The 2,039-nt window shown below is 39.8% G+C and carries 1 protein-coding gene and 1 pseudogene; one reads left to right on the plus strand and one right to left on the minus strand.

Annotation, left to right across the window (positions count from 1 at the left end):
- Positions 1 to 74: 74 nt before the first annotated feature.
- The gene (locus D0T56_RS16480; RefSeq protein WP_163321261.1) at positions 75 to 875 is read right to left on the minus strand and encodes an AraC family transcriptional regulator; all 801 of its coding nucleotides are present in this window, start codon (positions 873 to 875) and stop codon (positions 75 to 77) included.
- A gap of 304 nt (positions 876 to 1,179) precedes the next feature.
- Here D0T56_RS16480 and D0T56_RS16485 point away from each other — a divergent pair.
- Positions 1,180 to 2,039: pseudogene (locus D0T56_RS16485) on the plus strand (hypothetical protein); the annotation flags it as partial.

Genomic DNA, 2,039 nt, shown 5'->3' on the forward strand with positions numbered 1-2,039 from the left:
TTTTTATATCTTTGTAGTCTGATAATGAGACAATGAGAGCCTCCGTCACTTACAGAGTGACAGAGGTTCTTTTTTTATATATACTGTCTTGTTCGGTTTTTTCTTCGGATTTCGGAAGGGGAATTTCCCAGATTTTTGTGGCAAAATTCATTGAAATGAGACAGGGTGGCAAATTTATGGTTCGTGCTGATCTCTTTCAGGCTTTTACTTGTCTGGCAAATGTCCTGATAGACTTGCTTTGCCCTCTGGTTTCTCATCCAACTGTATGCCGACATATTGAATACTCGCCTGAAACGTTTGTTGAATCCAGAATAGCTATAATTCATTCTTTCAGCCAGTTGACGAACCGAACGAACACTTAGGCTCAGGCTATACACTTCTTCGGTGAATAACGAATCGTTACCGGGTAGCAGGTTGAAGAAACTCTGCAACTGTTCTTCCGAATAGAAATGCTTGAGGATATAACCAAATTCTTTTAGTTTCAGTTCCAGCAGAAAATCACTGTCAATTCCCTTTTTAATGTATTTTTCAAGTATCTGAATGTAATTGAATATCACATCTTTAAGAGGAAGAATTATTGAATTATCGTCTTTCTTATCGAAAGGTGTGACAACATTGCAGAGGCTCGATTGGTTGGAAAAACGGAGCAAAACCACTTTTGTTTTTCTTGTCGCTTTCAATACTACCCGCTCCTGAAAGGGATAAAACACCATGTTTGAGGAGGTTAGGCAGATTTCGGGATGATTTGAAGAACGAAGCTCTATTTTCCCTTCCATCACCAGAATTATCTTGTTTGCTCCCGGTTCAAGACTCCATGACTGCCCCTCATTCAGTTGCAGGAATTCGATTGGATTATCATTTTCCGTTTTCATCATTGTTGTTGTTTAAGTATTGTATATTAGTTTGTTAAACGAATGTTTTGCCGAATAATATTTGAATGCAAATTTCTCACTACACAACAATCAAATTATCAAGCAATTATCATTCACACGTCTTCTCGTTTCATCAGAATGTTTTACGAGCGTTCAACCAAAGGCTTATTTCTCTCTTTCCTAAAATTCATAAAGCACTGATAGCTAACCCAATAAAAATACGCATATACCTCCTCTGTCACTCTGTAAGTGACAGAATCCTACAAAAACAAACTAAACAATTTAAATATTATCTAATTAAAGAGTTATGAAAATACGAAATCACAAACTTAAAAGCCTATTTTTGGCAACAATACTATTTGCAAGTGGCTATATATGCGCACAGGTGACAGTCGGGTCGGATATTCCTGCTACACGGGCAGCACTCATGGAATTGAAGACACAGCAAACCACAGGAAAGGTAACATCAGTTATCGACGATGCAAACATCACTTCAACTCAAGGTGGCTTATTGCTTCCTCGTGTAAAGCTGGTGGATGCTCAGACCCTTGAACCGTTTATCTCGAAGACGGATACCGAGTTCGTAAACAACACCAACTCTCTGAAAGAAAAGCTCGCCGGATTGATGGTATATAACCTGTACAGCAACGGCAGCACACTATACCCCGGAGTTTTCACATGGAACGGATCGGAGTGGAATTCTGCAGATGTTAATCCGGCTATCGCTTCCATATTAGAACAGCCAAAACCGTTTACTTTTTACGAGCAAGGAACGGAAACAGTGGAGTCTCTATCAATGACTGTTGCAGGTTCGGGTTTGTGGACCTACCAATGGTATCAGGTAACGGGCAATAATGTACATGTACGCATTGGTGAGCCTGTAACACAGGGAACAGGAGCAACCACACGTACATATAAACCCACTCAGGTGATAAAAGGAACCACCCGCAATGCCAATAACACAGGATTTTATAAATTCTATTGTGTTGCCGAAAATGGATTGGGGGCACGGTTAGAATCAGATATTGCAGAAATAGCTGTGGGTTGTGGAGCGAAGAACAATGCCGGGGAATGGATCTCATTTATGTGTTTCAATCTGGGAGCTGATAACAATAGTACTATATCAAGTCAAAAGAGTTACAATATTGGCTCTTACACCAACAATGC

The organism is Dysgonomonas sp. 520, assembly GCF_010501095.1.
Classification (GTDB): Bacteria; Bacteroidota; Bacteroidia; order Bacteroidales; family Dysgonomonadaceae; genus QVMP01.

Bases quoted from the DNA above. Each gene is read 5' to 3' on its own strand.
- D0T56_RS16480 (WP_163321261.1), bottom strand. From the start codon at position 875: ATGATGAAAACGGAAAATGATAATCCAATCGAATTCCTGCAACTGAAT.